Genomic DNA, 14,957 nt, shown 5'->3' with positions numbered 1-14,957 from the left:
GGTCGTCGCCAGTCGTCGTTGAACTCCTAGGATAGGCCGTCCGGTGACGTGGTGGTAGTCGAACGCCGGGCGTTCGCGCCCAGCGCGATCGCGGTCGCACCGAACCTCCGCCGCACCTCGTCGACCGCCGACTCCGCGTGCCTGCGCGCGTCCGTCCCGCCGGACGTCGCCGCCTCCAGCGTGGGCTGGACCGCCGCCTGCGCGCGGGGCACGAGCCCCTCCGCGCGGACCCCGACCAGCCGCAGCGCCAGGCCCCCGAGGTCCACCCCCGCCACGAGCTCTCGCGCGACCCCGTAGACCTCGGCGGCCACGTCGCTCGGCACCGCGAGCGTCCGGGCGCGGGTCACGGTGCGGAAGTCGCTCGTACGGACCTTGACGGACACCGTCCTGGCGAGCAGCCCGTGCTCGCGGAGCCGCCCGGCGCAGCGGTCCGCGAGCGCGAGGAGCTCCGCGCCGATCGCGCCCGGGTCGCGCAGGTCGTGGGCGAACGTGCGCTCCGCGCCGATCGAGCGCTCGGCCCGGGTCGTGCGCACCGGGCGCGGGTCGCGCCCGTGCGCCAGGTCGTGCAGGTGCGCCCCGTGCACGGGTCCCACCGCCGCCTGCACGACGCGGACGTCCTCGTCCGCGAGCTGCGCGACCGTGGTGATCCCCCAGCGGGCCAGAGCCTCCCGGGTCCGCTCCCCGACTCCCCCGAGCGCACCGACGGGCAGGGTGCGCAGGAAGGCGACCTCCTGGGCCCTCGGCACGAGCATCGTCCCGTCCGGCTTCGCGTGCGTGGAGGCGAGCTTCGCGACCAGCATCGAGCCCGCGATGCCCACCGAGCACGTGATCGCGTGGGTGGCCTCGACCTCGGCCCGCAGCCGGCGCGCGATCTCCGACGGCGGACCGATGCGCCGACGGGCTCCCGAGACGTCGCAGAAGGCCTCGTCGACGCTCACCTGCTCCACGAGCGGCGTGACCGCGCGGAGCATGCCCATCACCGACTCCGAGACGGCCTGGTAGGCCGCCCGGTCCGGAGGGACGACCACGGCCTGCGGGCAGAGCCGCAGGGCCCGCGTCATGGGCATCGCCGACTGCACCCCGAAGGCCCGCGCCTCGTACGACGCGGCGAGCACCACGCCCCGCCCGGCGCCGCCGACGACGACGCACCGGCCCCGCAGCTCCGGTCGGCGCGCGACCTCGACGGAGGCGAAGAAGGCGTCGAGGTCGACGTGCAGGATCGAGCACCCCGACTCCTCGTCGCCCCAGTCGCGCCGTGCCTCGGCCGAGCGCGGGCCACGGCTCACGAGGCGATCAGCCGCAGCGGATAGCGGACGAACCGCGCGTCCGGGTCGATCACCATGGCGACCTCGTCACGGAAGTCCTCCGCGCACGCGAGCAGCTCGTCGGCCCGCGCCGAGTCGACCGCGTCGAACCGCCCCGCGTCGATCGCCGAGCGGGTCGAGGCGCCGCGCGCGAAGTAGACCGACCAGGTCCCGAGCGCCGGCTCGACGGCGGCGAGCATGTCCCAGACCGTGCGCGTCCCCGACCGCCGCGCCGGCCGCCCCCGCATCGCGACGATCGCCGACGCTGCCCGCAGCGCGCCCAGGTGCGCGTGCACGAACCGCTCCCCGGCGGTGCCTGCCTGCGACGCCTCGACCAGCTCGGCGTCCGCACGGGCAAGGATCCGGGCCACCTCACGCGACATCGGTACCCGGACCGTGTCGTCCCGCTGCTGCTCCGCCATGTCGCTCCTCCAGGTCTCAGCACCATTGTCGAACACCTGTTCGACCCGTGTCAACGGACGGGTCTCCACCGGCGTCTACCGTGTGCCCATGGCCAGACGCTCCCGATCGACGAGGCCCGCCCACCCTCCGGCACGGGGACAACGAAACACCGCGCCTCCGACACTGCCTGCGGACGACGTCGCGACGTCGTCGGGCACCGTGCGGCTCGAGCGGGACCCGGACCGCCCCTCGGGGGTCACGGTCCTGGTCAACGGGGTGCCGAGCTCCTACGTCGACCTCGAGGACCCCGGCCTGCTGACGTTCGAGTACATGCAGCAGATGGCCGCCGTGATCGCGGCGACGGGCCGCGGGAGCGAGCCGCTGGCGGTCGTGCACCTCGGCGCCGCGGGGTGCACGCTCGCGCGATGGGTCGAGCACACCCGGCCGGGCTCGCGCCAGATCGGGGTCGACATCGACGCCCGCCTGCTCGAGCTGGCCCGGGAGTGGTTCGCGCTGCCGCGCTCCCCGCGGCTGCGCCTGCGCGCCGCCGACGCACGCGAGGCCGTCGCCGGCCTGCGCGACGCGAGCACCGACGTCCTGGTCCGCGACGTCTTCGCCGGAGACCGGACGCCGGAGCACGTGACCACCGTCGAGTTCGTCCAGGACGTCTTGCGCGTGCTGCGCCCGGGCGGCGTCTACCTGGCGAACTGCGCGGACCGGCCCCCGCTCGCCCGGCTGCGCGCGGAGCTCGCGACGGCCCTCGAGGCGGTCCGCGGCTCCGTCGCCTCCGCCGGCACCCGGCCGGAGCCCTCCGACCGGCGGGTGCGCAGCCATGTCGGCGTGGTCGCCGAGCCGGCGCTGCTGCGCTCGCGGCGGTACGGGAACTTCGTCCTCGTGGTCGTCGCGCCGGGCGGCGACGGGCTGGACCTGGACTCGGCCCCCCTGCAGCGCGCCCTGCGCACGCTCCCCGTCCCCGCACGGATCGTCCTCGGCGCGGACCTCACCGCCCTCGCCGCGTCGGCCGCCCCGCTGCGCGACCCCGTCATCGACCCGGACGGCGCTCCGGACGCGGCGTGAGCGCGCACAGCACGAGGGCCGCACCGAGCGGTGCGGCCCTCGTCCCGGGACCCCGTGGGGTTCCTGAGGTCAGAGCGGACGGACCTGCTCTGCCTGGGGGCCCTTCGGGCCCTGGGTGATCTCGAACTCGACGCGCTGCGCCTCGTCGAGCGTGCGGTAACCCTGCGTGTCGATCGCGGAGTAGTGCACGAAGACGTCGTCACCGCCGCCGTCCTGCGCGATGAAGCCGAAGCCCTTCTCGGCGTTGAACCACTTCACTGAACCCTGCGCCATGCTGTCCTCTGTCCTTCTGCCCGTCCCCGGACCTCTGGGAGCGGACACCTCGCCCGCCCTGGCGTCGCGACACCGTCGCGACGACGCCAGTGTGGCGCACGCAGGGAGCACCTGCCAGGCCTGCGGGCTACGAGATCATCACGATCCGCGCTGCGCGACCCTCACTGCTGGTCGTGCTGGCGCAGGTAGCGCTCGAACTCCGCCCCGAGCTCCTCCGCGGTCGGTATCGGCGCCTCCTGCGCGAGCAGGCTGTCGCGCCCGACGGACCGTGCGAAGGCGTCGAACTGCTCCTCGAGCGCGTGCACCACGGCGGCGACCTCCTCGGAGTCCGCCACCTGCCGCTCGACCTCCTCGGTCGCCTCGCGGGCGGCCTCCTCCAGGGGTGCCGCGGCGAGGTCGAGGCCGGTGGTCCGCTCCAGGCGCTCGACCGCCGCGACGGCCGCCGGCGGGTACGGGGACTGCGCGAGGTAGTGCGGCACGTGGATCGCGAACCCGAGGGCGTCATGACCCCTCTGCCCGAGCCGGAGCTCGAGCAGCGCCGCCGCGCTCGCCGGGACCTTGACCGTGCCGAACCAGGCGGGCACGTCCCCGACGAGCGCCGCCGTCGTCGCGTGGGCCGTCACCGTCGCCGGGCGCGTGTGCGGCACACCCATCGGGACGCCGTGCACCGTCGCGGTGAGCGATACCCCGAACCGCTCGACGAGGCCCGACACGGCGGCGGCGAAGCGCTCCCACTGCAGGTCCGGCTCGAAGCCGTGCAGGACGAGGAACCCGGTCCCCTCGGCGTCGCGCACGTGGTCGATGGCCAGGACGGGCTCGTCGTAGTCGCTCCACCGGTTGACGTCGAAGGTCATCGTGGAGCGCTTGGACCGGTAGTCGAGGAGCTCGTCGACGTCGAACGTCACGAGGCGGGTCCACGAGAGCTCGCTGCGCAGGTGGTCGACCACGAGCTCACCGACGCTGCCCGCGTCCACGAAGCCGCGCAGCGCGTGCACGAGCACCGGGCCGACCGCACCGTCAGGCGCCTGCGAGAGGTCGCCGAGCTGCGTCGACACCGCCTCCTCGTCGACCGTGTAGATCTCTCGCGGATCCCGCACCGGGCTCTTCCCTCCGTCGTCCTGCCCGCACCGCGGGCCTCGTCGCGGCCCTCGTCCGGGCCGGCGCTCCTCGTGCGTGCCAACGCCGGACCGCACGGATTGCTTCCCGGCCGGCACCCGCCGTCGGCCCTCGCCGCCCTCACCGTCCGGGCAGGCGCACCACCGAGACGAAGAAGTCGTCGATCTGACGGACGACGTCGATGAACCGGTCGAAGTCGACCGGCTTCGTGACGTAGGCGTTCGCGTGCAGCGCGTAGCTGCGCACGACGTCCTCCTCCGCCTCCGACGTCGTCAGCACGACCACGGGGATCTGCCGCAGCACGGGGTCCTGCTTGAGCTCGGCGAGCACCTCGCGACCGTCCATGCGGGGGAGGTTGAGGTCGAGCAGGATCAGGTCCGGGACCGGGGCGTCGGCGTGCTCGCCGGTGCGGCGCAGGAACTCCATGGCGCTGACGCCGTCGGAGACCACGGAGAGCCGGTTGGTGACCTTGTGCTCCTCGAAGGCCTCGCGGGTCATCAGGACGTCGCCCGGGTCGTCCTCCACCAGCAGGACGTCGATCCCCGCGTGCACGCTGCTCATCCGAGCCTCCACCTCCCCGACCCGCGACGCTCGCGGCGCCGCCGAGCCTAGTCGACGCGGTCGCTGCGCTCCCCCTGCGGCGCCGCCGTCCCGCCGCCGCCCGCGGCGACGTAGCGGTGCGCGAGGGTCCAGCGCACCACGGTGCCGCGCACGGGCGCGGGCTCGATCCAGATGCGCCCGCCGTGGTACTCGACGATCCGCTTGCACAGGGCAAGGCCGATCCCCGTCCCGCCGTAGACGTCCTTCGGGTGCAGCCGCTGGAAGATGACGAACACGCGGTCGGCGTACTGGCTGTCGATCCCGATCCCGTCGTCCTGGCACGACAGCTCCCAGTGGGTGCCGTCGGAGCGCACGCCGACGTGCACGTGCGGGGCCCGCTCCGGGTCGCGGAACTTCACCGCGTTCCCGACGACGTTGACGAACAGCTGGGTGAGCAGCGCCCGTTCCCCGTGCACCACGGGCAGCGGGTCGTGCGTCACCTGGGCGCCGGCCTCCTCGAGCCGGTCCGCGAGCGACGCGAGCGCGTCGGCCAGGCACTCCTCGAGGTCCACGTCCTCCTGCGTCGTCCCGCTGCGGCCGACCCGCGAGAAGCCGAGCAGGTCCTGGATGAGGCGCTGCATCCGCTTGGCGCCGTCGACGGCGAAGCCGATGTACTGGTCGGCACGCTCGTCGAGCTCCCCGCCGTAGCGCTTCTGGAGCAGCTGGGTGAAGCTCGCCACCTTGCGCAGCGGCTCCTGCAGGTCGTGGGAGGCGACGTACGCGAACTGCTCGAGGTCACGGTTCGAGCGCTCGAGCTCTGCGGCCTGCTGCTCGAGCGCGCGGTGGGACGCCTCCACCTCGTCCTTGGACGCCCGGGTGGCCTCCGCCTGGCGGACCAGCTCCTCGCGCAGGCGCTCGACGTCGAGGGACAGCGCGGCGACCTCGCCGGTGCCCGTCTCGGCGACGGGCACCGAGTGGTCCCCCGCCGTGGCGCGACGCACGTCCGCGGCCAGCTCCCGCACGGGGCGGGTGACCGTGCGGTCGATGGTGCGCCACAGCCACCACGCCACCCCGACGCACAGCACGGCGAGCACCGCGACGGCGGCGACCAGCGCCGAGCGCCACGCCCGGGCGTGGTCCAGCGCCGTCCGCCACTGGTCGTCGAGCGCCCGCGCGTAGTCGTCCGTCGCGTTCTTCGCCACCACGTACAGGTCGTGCCCGTGCTCCTGGTCCGTCGCGGGGACGACGTCGCCGGCCTGGACCTGCGCCGCGACCACCTCGACGTACTCGTCGACCCAGCGCTCGACGTCCTGCTCGGCGGTCTCGCGACGGGCGTCGACCTCGGGCGGCACGGACGGTCCCGACGCGTCACCCTCGGGGAAGACCGAGGTCTCCCAGCCGCGCAGCAGCGAGTCGAGGAGCTCGTAGGTGTCCTCGTCGCCCGTGCGCACGTAGCCGGCCAGGAGGCGCTGGGCGTCGTCGAGGGTCCGGCCGACGGACGCGGCCTCCGACGTCGCGTCGAAGTACTCGGTGGTCTGCGCGGCCTGGTCGCCGACGAGGGAGACGACCGCGTAGCCGGCGAGGCCCACCACGAGCAGGAGGGCGACGCTGGCGGCGACGAAGGTTCGCCGGAGCTCGTCGCGCACCGAGCGGGACCGAGCAGTCATCGCTCCCACGCCTCGGAGTCAGCCAGCGTCGCGCCGCGCTCGCCGGGGACGGGGGCGTCCGACTCCCCGACCAGCAGGATCGCGGCGTCGTCGTCCAGCGGCCCCCCGTGCAGGGTGCGCACCTGGCGCAGCACCCGCTCCACGAGCCCGGGCCCGCCCTCCTGGCGGGCCTGGGTCACGACCCGGCGCAGCCCGGGTGCCCCGACGCGCTCGTGCGCGGGGCGCGGAGCGTCCTCGGGGGCTCCCGCCGCGACGACGGGGCGGCGACCGACCGTCGCCTCCACGAGCCCGTCGGTGTAGAGCAGCAGCGACCAGGGGGCGCCCAGGGTGACGGTCACCGCCGACCATCCGCCGTCGACCGGCACCCCGATCGCCCGTCCGCGGGACGAGGCGTCGACCTCCGTGCAGCCGTCGGGGCCGAGCAGCAGGGGCGCCAGGTGGCCGGCGAGGTAGACCTCCGCGGTCTGCCGGCGCGGGTGGACGACGACCTGGCACAGCGTGGCGAAGACCTCCGGGCGGGGGCGCTCGAGGAGCAGCACCCGCTCGACGTCGGCGATGATCCGCGCCGGCGGCGTCCCGGTCACGACGAGGGTCCGCCAGGCGGTGCGCAGCGTCGCCCCCAGGGCGGCCTCGTCCGGGCCGTGCCCCGCGACGTCTCCGATCACGCACACCACGGTGCCGTCGTCGAGCTCGACGGCGTCGTAGAAGTCGCCGCCGAGCAGCCCGTTGCCGCCCGGCAGGTAGCCGACGACGACGGAGAGCGACTCGTCGTGCACCAGCGGCCGCGGCAGCAGCGCCCGCTCGAGCCGCGCGGTCTCCGCGGCCCGCAGCTGACTGCGGTCCAGCTCGCGCTGCTGCGCCGCCGCGCGGCGGCGCTGCACGGCGTAGCGCACCGAGCGGGCGAGCAGCTCCGGGCCGACGTCGGACTTGACCAGGTAGTCGTCGGCGCCGGCGGCGACCGCCCGGACGCCGTCGTCCGCGTCCGTCCTGCCGGTCAGGACGACGAGGGCCGGCGGTGCGGGCGCGTCGCGCAGCCGCTCCACGCCGGACAGGCCCACCGAGTCGGGGAGCCCGAGGTCGAGCAGCACGCAGTGCACGTCCGTGGTGCGCAGGGCCTCGACCGCTTCGTCGAGCGTCACGGCGCGGACCAGGTCGACCTGTACGTTCGCGTCCGCGAGGTGCTCCTCGACCAGCAGCGCGTCGCCGTCGTCGTCCTCGACCAGCAGGACCGTCAGCCGCTCGCTCGCCTCGACGACGTCGGGGCGCGGGGCGCCGGGCGCGCGCGGGACCGGGCCGGCCCCCCGGGCTCCGCGCACGTCGCCTCCCTCGTCGTCCTGCAAGCTCCGCACGATCCTAGCGGTGCGGCGCTCGTCGCCGTCGGGCCCGCGGCAGGGCCATAATGGACGGCCGCACGGCCGCACGGCCGGGCGGGGTCGGCCATCGCCGACCGCAGGCAGGGCCGGCGGCGACGTCGGCCGACGCACGGACGAGGACACGACGAGTGGCGAGCAGGCAGCACGAGCTGGAGTCCGAGCAGGCCGTCGTCGACGCGCTGTACGAGCGGCTCGACGAGCTGCGCGTCCGCTCGCGCGCACGCCTGGCGGACGTCCGGCGGGCCGGACCGTCCGGCTCCCCCCAGAACCGCAGCGAGCGCGACGCGTTCGCGACGCTCTACGAGGACCGCCTCGCCCAGCTCGAGGCCGTCGAGGACCGGCTCGCGTTCGGCCGGCTCGACCTCGCCGACGGCGAGCAGCGGTACGTCGGGCGCATCGGGCTGACGGACGACGACCACGCGTCCGTGCTGACCGACTGGCGCGCGCCCGCCGCGCAGGCCTTCTACCGGGCGACCGCCGTGCGGCCCGACGGCGTGGCGCGCCGCCGGCACCTCGTCACCCGCGGTCGGTCGGTGACCGGCGTCGAGGACGAGGTGCTCGACCTCGACGCGGCGGTCGACGCCGGCGCGGCGTCCGGCCTCACCGGAGAGGGCGCGCTCCTCGCCTCCCTCGCGACCGGCCGCACCGGCCGGATGGGCGACATCGTCGCCACCATCCAGGCCGAGCAGGACGCGATCATCCGCTCCGCCCTGGACGGGGCGCTCGTCGTGCAGGGCGGGCCGGGCACCGGCAAGACGGCGGTCGCGCTGCACCGCGCGGCCTACCTGCTCTACGCCCACCGGCGGATCCTGGAGCGCTCCGGCGTGCTGCTCGTCGGTCCCAGCCGGTCCTTCCTGCGCTACATCGACCAGGTCCTGCCCTCGCTCGGGGAGACCGGCGTGGTCTCGACGACGGTCGCGGACCTGCTGCCCGACCTCTCCGCGCGCGGCAGCGACACGTCCGAGGCCGAACGGGTGAAGGGGCTCGCGCTGATGGCCCGCGTGGTGCGCCGCGCGGTCCGCCTGCGCGAGCGGGTCCCCGCGGCCGACGTGGCGGTGCGTCTCGACGGCCGCGACCTGACGATCCGCCGGCGCGACGTGCGCGACGCGATCGCCAGGGCGCGCCGCGCGCGTCGCCCGCACAACCTCGCCCGCGCCGTCTTCGTCCGCGACATGCTGGGCAGGCTCGCGGACCAGTACGGCACCACGCTGGGCGAGCGGCTCGTGGACCAGGACCGTGCGGAGGTGATCGACGACCTCCGCCGGGTGCGCGAGGTCCGGGTCGCGCTCAACCTCGCCTGGCTGCCCATGTCGCCGCGCTGGCTCGTCGAGGACCTGCTCGCGAAGCCGGAGCGCCTGGCGACGCTCGCGCCGGAGCTCTCGGCGGGCGAGCGTGCGGCGATCGTGCGCCCCAAGGGGTCGGCGTGGACACCGGCCGACGTCCCGCTGCTCGACGAGGCGGCCGAGCTCCTCGGCGAGGACGACCAGGTCGCCACCGCGGAGGCGCGCGCCGCCGAGCGGGAGCACACCGCCTCCGTCGAGTACGCCCGCCAGGTGCTCGAGTCGACCGGAGCGGGTGGCGGCCTGGTCGACGCGCGCGCCCTCGCGGACCGTTTCGCCGGGTCGGGCCCCCGCCTGACCACCGCCGAGCGCGCGGCGCAGGACCGCACCTGGACCTTCGGCCACGTCGTGGTCGACGAGGCGCAGGAGCTGTCGGCGATGGCCTGGCGGATGCTTGCGCGTCGTTGTCCCACCCGCTCGTTCACCATCGTCGGGGACGTCGCCCAGACGTCCTCCCGGGCGGGCGCACGCTCGTGGTCCGCGATGCTCGGTCCGGTGCTCGGCGCGGCGGTGCGCACCGCCGAGCTGACGGTCAACTACCGGACACCGGCGAGCGTGGCGGACGCGGCGCAGGCCGTCGCCCGCGCGGCCTGCCTGCCCGTCTCGACCCTGACCTCCGCGCGGGAGGTCCCGGACGCGCTGGAGGTCGTGCGCGTCGCGGGCGCGGGACGGGGCGGCCTCGAGCTGGCGGTCGTCGAGCACGTCGCCGCGCTCGCGGCGCAGACCGCGTCTGCCGACGGGGCCGGGCGGGTCGCCGTCGTCGCCCACCGCGACGACGCCGCGGCCCTCGCCACGGCGGTCCGCGACGCGCTCCCCCGCCTGCTGGGCGCCGCGGAGGCCGCGCGCCTGGCGGGTCAGCCGCCCGCGGACGCCCAGGTCGTGGTCCTCGACCCCGGCAGCGTCAAGGGCCTGGAGTTCGACGACGTCGTCCTGGTCGAGCCCGCCCGGGTCCTCGACGGTCCGGGCGGCGCCTCCGACCTCTACGTCGCCATGACCCGGCCGACCCGGCGGCTGGTCGTCGTGCACGCCCAGGAGCTGCCGGACGGGCTGACGGGCGGCGCCTGAGCGCCACCGGCGCACGGCGTCCGCAGGTCAAGACCGGTTTGTCTCACCGCGACGCCGGGCGCACGATGGTGCCGTGCCCAGAGCCCTCCTCCTCGAGAACCTCCACCCCGCCGCGACCGAGATCCTGACGGCCGCCGGGATCGAGGTCACCAACCACACCGGCGCCATGGACGAGGACGAGCTCGTGTCCGCGCTCCGCGGCGTCGAGATCCTCGGCATCCGCTCCAAGACCAACGTCACGGAGCGCGTGCTCGCTCAGGCGGACGACCTCGTCTCGGTCGGCGCGTTCTGCATCGGGACGAACCAGATCGACCTGGCCGCAGCCGCGCGGCGGGGCGTCGCCACCTTCAACGCGCCGTTCTCCAACACCCGCTCGGTCGTCGAGATCGCGATCGCGGACATGATCGCCCTGACCCGCCGCCAGCCCGAGTTCAACCGCTCGATGCACGACGGGGTCTGGAACAAGTCGGCCACGGGAGCCCACGAGATCCGCGGACGCACGCTCGGGATCGTCGGCTACGGCAACATCGGCACCCAGCTCTCCGTCCTCGCGGAGAACCTCGGCATGTCGGTCGTGTTCTACGACACCGCCGAGAAGCTCGCGCTCGGCAACGCCCGCCGGCTCGCCAGCCTCGACGAGCTGCTGGACGTCGCGGACATCGTCACGCTGCACGTCGACGGCCGCGGCGGCAACGCCGGGCTCTTCGGGGCCGAGCAGATCGCGCGCATGAAGCCGGGCGCCGTGTTCCTCAACCTCTCCCGCGGGTTCGTGGTCGACGTCCCCGCGCTGCGCACCGCGCTCGAGTCCGGCCACCTCGCCGGAGCCGCGATCGACGTGTTCCCGACCGAGCCGAAGAAGCGCGGCGACGCGTTCGAGTCGGAGCTGCGCGGGCTCGCGAACGTCATCCTGACCCCCCACACCGGAGGTTCGACCGAGGAGGCCCAGGAGGCCATCGGGCACTTCGTGGCCAACAAGCTCAAGGACTACCTGGGCACCGGGTCGACGACGCTCAGCGTGAACGTGCCCAACATCGCCCTCGAGCGGACCAGCGGCGTGCGACGCCTCGCGCACCTGCACCGCAACACGCCCGGCGTGCTCGCCGCGGTCAACGCGACGCTCGCCGAGCACGGCACCAACATCGAGGGCCAGCTCCTCGCCACCCGCGGCGATCTCGGCTACGTGGTGACCGACGTCGGCACGGACCTCGAGCCGGCCGTCGTCGACGCGCTGCGGGCGATGGACCAGACCGTCCGCGTCCGCGTCCTCGACTGAGACCAGCCGGCGCGAGCCGGAGCACGCACGCCAGGGGCGGGAGCCGGACCCGAAGGTCCCGCTCCCGCCCCTGGCGTCCGTCGCGGGGCGCCACCCCGCCGGCACGGCTATCCCGACTTGCGCCGGAAGGTCTTCTGCACCGGCCCCGCCGTCTCCGAGCCGTGCACGGAGCCCGTGTTGCGCTCCGCGTCGGCCGTCAGGTGCTCCGAGGACGCCTTCTTGCGGTCCAGGGCCTCGCGAAACTTCGCCTTGGTCCCGTCGCTCGGCGTGGTGGGCGTACGGTCCGTCGAGCTCGTGCTGTCGCTCATCGCTTCTCCTTCACGTGCGCGTGTCGTTGCGCGGCGGTCCGGCCCCGTGCCGGGGCCCACCGTCGTCCGTCCAGGCTCCCCGAGACCGGCGCCCGCCGCCACACGGCGCGCCGGTCCCCGCCGCGCGGGCGGCCTCAGTCCTCGGCACCCGGTGCGCCGGCTCCGCCCGCGGGCGCCGGCCCGCCGGCGATCGCTCCCGGACCTGCGAGGTCGGTGCGCCCGGCGCGCGCCGCCTGCTCCGCGTGCTCGGCGCGCAACGAGTGGATCGCTGCCTCGAAGTCCTCGAGCGACTCGAACGCCTGGTACACGCTGGCGAACCGGAGGTAGGCGACCTCGTCGAGCTCCCGGAGCGGGCCGAGGGTCGCCAGGCCGATCTCGTAGGCGTCGATCTCGGCCTGCCCCGAGCTGCGGATGGACTCCTCCACACGCTGGGCGAGGATCGCGAGGTCGTCCTCGTTGACGGGCCGGCCCTGGCAGGCCTTGCGTGCCCCGCCGACGACCTTGTCACGGCTGAACGGCTCGGTAGCGCCGGAGCGCTTGACGACCGCGAGGCTCGCGGACTCGATCGTCGAGAACCGCCGGTTGCACTGCGGGCACTGGCGCCGTCGGCGGATGGACGCCCCGTCGTCGGACGTGCGCGAGTCGACGACCCGGGAGTCGGGGTGACGGCAGAACGGGCAGTGCATCCCTGGGGGCTCCTCCGTGCGACGGTGCGCTCGTGCGCCGCGGGGCCGGAAGCCACGCGGCGCGCAGCGGGGTCGAACATATGCGCCGGAACCGCGTCGTTGCAACACCGACACGCACGCTCTCGGGCTCAGCGCACCGTGCCACCGACGGGGAGCAGGAGGCTGCGGCCGGCCTCGATCGTGGCGCCCGGCAGAGCGTTGATCTCCTGGATCTGCGCGACCACGTCCCGTCGGTCGTCGCCCGACGCCGCGACGCGGCCAGCGAGCTCCCAGAGGGTCTCCCCCGGCGCCACGGTCACCCGCTGCACCTGGACGGGTGCGCTCGGGCCGTCGGCGAACGCCACGGTCCCGACCGTGCCGAGAGCCAGCGCGACGAGGACCGCCACCAGCAGGGCAAGGACGGCACGACCTCGGCGCGTGAGCACCAGACGCGTCGGTACCTCGGCGGCCACCGGCCGCGCCCGGACAGCGTGCGCCGCCGCCTCCCGCTGCACCGGCTCGTCCCTGCGCCACTGCGGCACGTCCACCGAGATGACTGCCATGAGTGTCCCGCCTCCCTCGACCGCGCGGTGCGGACCCCGCGGTGCGTCGTACGTCCCCGCTCGTCGAACACGTGTTCGTCGAACGCCTGTACGATGTCTACCACGCCGGTCCGACACGCGTCGACCCCACGTCGAACAGGTGTTTGATCCGGGGATGCTTCTGGCCTAGGGTGAGGGCGCCGGAGGAGACGTCCGGACACCGCCCGCAGCCGTGTCCGCGCCGCTCCCCCGACCGCGCACCGCACCCGGGCAACCAAGGAGACGACGATGGTTCGCAGTACGGCCGACACGGACGGGCTGGCTGACGTCCACGAGCTCCGGCCCGCCAGCCCGCGCGACGCTCTCTCCCCGCGCCAGCGCCTGGTGCTCGAGACGATCCGCGCCTCGCTGGAGTCGCGCGGATACCCGCCGAGCATGCGCGAGATCGGCGAGTCCGTGGGCCTGACGAGCCCGTCCAGCGTCAAGCACCAGCTCACCGCGCTCGAGCGCAAGGGGTACCTGCGCCGCGACCCCCACCGGCCCCGAGCCATGGAGATCGTCCAGGCCGACGACTCACGGGCGGTCGGCGCCGCGGCCCCCGCGCCGGAGGCGGGACCGCTCGACCCGCTCGAGCACCCCGCGCCCTCCTACGTCCCCGTCGTCGGACGCATCGCGGCCGGCGGTCCGATCCTCGCGGACCAGGTGGTCGAGGACGTCTTCCCGCTCCCGCGCCAGCTCGTCGGGGACGGCGAGCTCTTCCTGCTCAAGGTGGTCGGCGACTCGATGCTCGACGCCGCGATCTGCGACGGCGACTGGGTCGTGGTGCGCCGACAGCCGGTCGCCGAGAACGGCGAGATCGTCGCGGCCATGATCGACGGCGACGCGACGGTCAAGGTGCTCCAGCGCCGCGAGGGTCACGTCTGGCTGATGCCCCGTAACCCCGCCTACTCGCCCATCCCCGGCGACGAGGCCGAGGTCATGGGACGGGTGGTCACGGTCCTGCGCAGCCTGTAGCGACGGCGCGTGGCGCTCAGAGCCCGAGGCGGCGCGCCGCCTCCCGCATCGCCGTCGCCGAGCGCTTGAGCCCGTCGTACTCGTCGTTCGACAGGGGTACGTCGATCCGCACGTCGCAGCCCCGGCGGTCGACGAGGGACGGCACCGAGAGGCAGACGTCGTCGATCCCGTAGAAGCCCTCGAGCAGCGTCGAGACCGGCAGGACCCTTCCCTCGTCGCCCAGGATCGCCTCCGCGATGCGGGACCCCGCGAGCCCTATCGCGTAGTTCGTCGCGCCCTTGCCCTCGATGATCGTGTAGGCCGAGCGCACCACGTCCTGGGCGATCGCGTCCCGCGTCGCAGCGTCGAAGGACGGGCGCCCGGGCAGACCCCGCCAGTCCAGCAGCGGCACCCCCCCGATCGAGGCGCTGCTCCACAGCGGGATCTCCGAGTCCCCGTGCTCCCCGGCGATGTACGCGTGCACGTTCTGCACCGCCACGCCGCAGTGCTCCGCCACGAGGTGCCGCAGACGCGAGGAGTCGAGCACCGTCCCCGAGCCGAAGAGCTGGTTCGGCGGGAGCCCGGAGATCTTAAGCGCCGCGTAGGTGACGATGTCCACGGGGTTCGTGACCATGACGTAGACGGCGTTCGGCGCCACCTCGACGAGACCGGGGAGGATCGAGCGGACGAGCCCGATCGTCGCCTCCGCGAGGTCGAGCCGGGACTGCCCGGGCTTCTGCTTCGCGCCCGCGGTGAACACCACGACGTCCGCCCCGGCACAGACCTGGACGTCGTCCGATCCCTCGACCGACGCTCGCGGTGTGAACTCGAGCCCGTGCCGCAGGTCGAGCACCTCCGCGTCGACCTTCTTGCGGTTGATGTCCAGCAGCGCGACGTTCCGCGCGGCACCGCGCATCAGCGCCGCGTAGGCCATCGTCGAGCCGACGGCCCCCGCCCCGACGATGGCCAGCTTCGTCGTCCGTGGTCTCACGCTGCCTCCGGTGCGGTCGTCTCGGTCA

15 protein-coding genes are annotated in these 14,957 nt (G+C 74.6%); 4 read left to right on the top strand and 11 right to left on the bottom strand.

The annotated features are described in order from the left end of the window. Nucleotides 1-26 precede the first annotated feature (26 nt). A complete protein-coding gene (gene dinB / locus EDF32_RS05945) occupies nucleotides 27-1,286 on the bottom strand; it encodes a DNA polymerase IV (protein WP_123307568.1) in 1,260 nt (419 codons plus the stop codon). Continuing rightward, a complete protein-coding gene (locus tag EDF32_RS05940; RefSeq protein ID WP_123307567.1) occupies nucleotides 1,283-1,726 on the bottom strand; it encodes an SAV_6107 family HEPN domain-containing protein in 444 nt (147 codons plus the stop codon). The genes dinB and EDF32_RS05940 overlap by 4 nt, the downstream gene beginning before the upstream one ends. A 199-nt stretch (nucleotides 1,727-1,925) precedes the next feature. On the opposite strand from EDF32_RS05940, the gene EDF32_RS05935 reads away from it, so the two are divergent. Beyond that, entirely contained in the window at nucleotides 1,926-2,783 is an 858-nt protein-coding gene (locus tag EDF32_RS05935; RefSeq protein WP_370449924.1) for a spermidine synthase, read from the top strand. A 69-nt stretch (nucleotides 2,784-2,852) separates the two neighbouring features. On the opposite strand, the gene EDF32_RS05930 is transcribed toward EDF32_RS05935, so the two are convergent. The 5 genes from EDF32_RS05930 to EDF32_RS05910 form a co-directional block, all read right to left on the bottom strand. Then, nucleotides 2,853-3,056, bottom strand: coding sequence for a cold-shock protein (locus EDF32_RS05930; protein WP_123307565.1), 204 nt, complete (start codon nucleotides 3,054-3,056; stop codon nucleotides 2,853-2,855). A 161-nt stretch (nucleotides 3,057-3,217) separates the two neighbouring features. Further along, nucleotides 3,218-4,153, bottom strand: a complete 936-nt coding sequence (locus EDF32_RS05925; protein WP_123307564.1) for a PAC2 family protein — start codon at nucleotides 4,151-4,153, stop codon at nucleotides 3,218-3,220. Nucleotides 4,154-4,292: 139 nt separating this feature from the next. Then, nucleotides 4,293-4,733 carry a response regulator gene (locus EDF32_RS05920; protein WP_123307563.1) on the bottom strand — a complete coding sequence of 147 codons (441 nt, stop codon included), beginning with the start codon at nucleotides 4,731-4,733 and terminating at the stop codon, nucleotides 4,293-4,295. 47 nt (nucleotides 4,734-4,780) lie between these two features. Further along, entirely contained in the window at nucleotides 4,781-6,379 is a 1,599-nt protein-coding gene (locus EDF32_RS05915; RefSeq protein ID WP_199734827.1) for an ATP-binding protein, read from the bottom strand. Then, nucleotides 6,376-7,719 carry a PP2C family protein-serine/threonine phosphatase gene (locus EDF32_RS05910; protein WP_233565732.1) on the bottom strand — a complete coding sequence of 448 codons (1,344 nt, stop codon included), beginning with the start codon at nucleotides 7,717-7,719 and terminating at the stop codon, nucleotides 6,376-6,378. The genes EDF32_RS05915 and EDF32_RS05910 overlap by 4 nt, the downstream gene beginning before the upstream one ends. A gap of 161 nt (nucleotides 7,720-7,880) precedes the next feature. Here EDF32_RS05910 and EDF32_RS05905 point away from each other — a divergent pair, with 161 nt between their 5' ends. Continuing rightward, complete coding sequence (locus EDF32_RS05905; protein WP_233565731.1) at nucleotides 7,881-10,157, top strand: AAA family ATPase; 2,277 nt, start codon at nucleotides 7,881-7,883, stop codon at nucleotides 10,155-10,157. 73 nt (nucleotides 10,158-10,230) lie between these two features. Beyond that, on the top strand, nucleotides 10,231-11,430 hold the full coding sequence (gene serA, locus EDF32_RS05900) for a phosphoglycerate dehydrogenase (protein ID WP_123307561.1): 1,200 nt from the start codon (nucleotides 10,231-10,233) through the stop codon (nucleotides 11,428-11,430). A 107-nt stretch (nucleotides 11,431-11,537) separates the two neighbouring features. Here serA and EDF32_RS05895 read toward each other — a convergent pair whose 3' ends face one another. From EDF32_RS05895 to EDF32_RS05885, 3 genes are all read right to left on the bottom strand, one after another. Further along, entirely contained in the window at nucleotides 11,538-11,738 is a 201-nt protein-coding gene (locus EDF32_RS05895; protein WP_123307560.1) for a DUF5302 domain-containing protein, read from the bottom strand. Between the two features lie 134 nt (nucleotides 11,739-11,872). Next, nucleotides 11,873-12,424 carry a transcriptional regulator NrdR gene (nrdR, locus tag EDF32_RS05890; protein WP_123307559.1) on the bottom strand — a complete coding sequence of 184 codons (552 nt, stop codon included), beginning with the start codon at nucleotides 12,422-12,424 and terminating at the stop codon, nucleotides 11,873-11,875. 128 nt (nucleotides 12,425-12,552) lie between these two features. Beyond that, complete coding sequence (locus tag EDF32_RS05885; protein ID WP_123307558.1) at nucleotides 12,553-12,966, bottom strand: LysM peptidoglycan-binding domain-containing protein; 414 nt, start codon at nucleotides 12,964-12,966, stop codon at nucleotides 12,553-12,555. 267 nt (nucleotides 12,967-13,233) lie between these two features. Between EDF32_RS05885 and lexA the strand changes: the two genes are divergently transcribed. Then, the gene (gene lexA / locus EDF32_RS05880) at nucleotides 13,234-13,959 is read left to right on the top strand and encodes a transcriptional repressor LexA (RefSeq protein WP_123307557.1); all 726 of its coding nucleotides are present in this window, start codon (nucleotides 13,234-13,236) and stop codon (nucleotides 13,957-13,959) included. 16 nt (nucleotides 13,960-13,975) lie between these two features. Here lexA and EDF32_RS05875 read toward each other — a convergent pair whose 3' ends face one another. After that, on the bottom strand, nucleotides 13,976-14,929 hold the full coding sequence (locus tag EDF32_RS05875; protein ID WP_123307556.1) for an L-lactate dehydrogenase: 954 nt from the start codon (nucleotides 14,927-14,929) through the stop codon (nucleotides 13,976-13,978). Nucleotides 14,930-14,957: the final 28 nt, after the last annotated feature.

Origin of the sequence: Cellulomonas sp. PhB143, assembly GCF_003752595.1 — a bacterium.
GTDB lineage: Bacteria > Actinomycetota > Actinomycetes > Actinomycetales > Cellulomonadaceae > Paraoerskovia.
This window is presented reverse-complemented; position numbering and strand designations above follow the sequence as displayed.

Excerpts from the sequence above, each read along its gene's own strand:
- EDF32_RS05940 (WP_123307567.1), bottom strand. The coding sequence starts at position 1,726 with ATGGCGGAGCAGCAGCGGGACGACACGGTCCGGGTACCGATGTCGCGT.
- EDF32_RS05930 (WP_123307565.1), bottom strand. The coding sequence starts at position 3,056 with ATGGCGCAGGGTTCAGTGAAGTGGTTCAACGCCGAGAAGGGCTTCGGC.
- EDF32_RS05920 (WP_123307563.1), bottom strand. The coding sequence starts at position 4,733 with ATGAGCAGCGTGCACGCGGGGATCGACGTCCTGCTGGTGGAGGACGAC.
- EDF32_RS05915 (WP_199734827.1), bottom strand. The coding sequence starts at position 6,379 with ATGACTGCTCGGTCCCGCTCGGTGCGCGACGAGCTCCGGCGAACCTTC.
- EDF32_RS05895 (WP_123307560.1), bottom strand. The coding sequence starts at position 11,738 with ATGAGCGACAGCACGAGCTCGACGGACCGTACGCCCACCACGCCGAGC.
- nrdR (WP_123307559.1), bottom strand. The coding sequence starts at position 12,424 with ATGCACTGCCCGTTCTGCCGTCACCCCGACTCCCGGGTCGTCGACTCG.
- EDF32_RS05885 (WP_123307558.1), bottom strand. The coding sequence starts at position 12,966 with ATGGCAGTCATCTCGGTGGACGTGCCGCAGTGGCGCAGGGACGAGCCG.
- lexA (WP_123307557.1), top strand. The coding sequence starts at position 13,234 with ATGGTTCGCAGTACGGCCGACACGGACGGGCTGGCTGACGTCCACGAG.